Source organism: Pseudomonas sp. 51_B, from assembly GCF_017491595.1.
GTDB classification, from domain to species: Bacteria; Pseudomonadota; Gammaproteobacteria; order Pseudomonadales; family Pseudomonadaceae; genus Aquipseudomonas; species Aquipseudomonas promysalinigenes.
On the sequence record NZ_JAFGYW010000235.1, the window covers coordinates 1 to 496 of the forward strand.

General features: G+C 72.2%; 1 protein-coding gene. It reads right to left on the reverse strand.

Annotation, left to right across the window (positions count from 1 at the left end; genetic code table 11):
- A partial coding sequence (locus tag J5M56_RS24590; protein WP_207938009.1) for an SRPBCC family protein occupies window positions 1-496 on the reverse strand: 496 nt, incomplete at both ends.

Genomic DNA, 496 nt, shown 5'->3' on the forward strand with positions numbered 1-496 from the left:
GGTTCGCGAGCCGCGTATAAAAGTCCTTGCCGACCATCTTGCCGATGCTCAAGCACGCCCGCATCAGCTTCGACAGAAACGGCGACGGCCCGCGCATCGCCCACGTGACGACCGTCGCGTCGCCGTCCGGGCGCAGCGCGAATTCGGCGACGTCGTGCGCGTCGAACCGCCTCACGAAGTCGAGCCGTGTCCTCACGTGCGACGGCTCGCCGAGCCCGGTGGTCCCGAAGCGCCCCACGCCGGCCTTCTCGCGCGTCCATGCATCGCCCGCGCCGACGCCGGACCTCACCGCGCCGTACGCGCCGCGCAGCGCCGGGGCCTTGCGTTCGCACGGATTGCACGCGTCGAAGCGGCGCAGGTCCGCCGGGGCCGGAAAGATGCGCGCGGCGCCCGCCTCGATCCGCGCGCGGTGCTCGACGCGACGCGTTCCCGGGCGCGATGCCGCATACAGCATCAGCGGCAGCGCAAACGCGAGCGCCGCCGCTGATGCTGTATG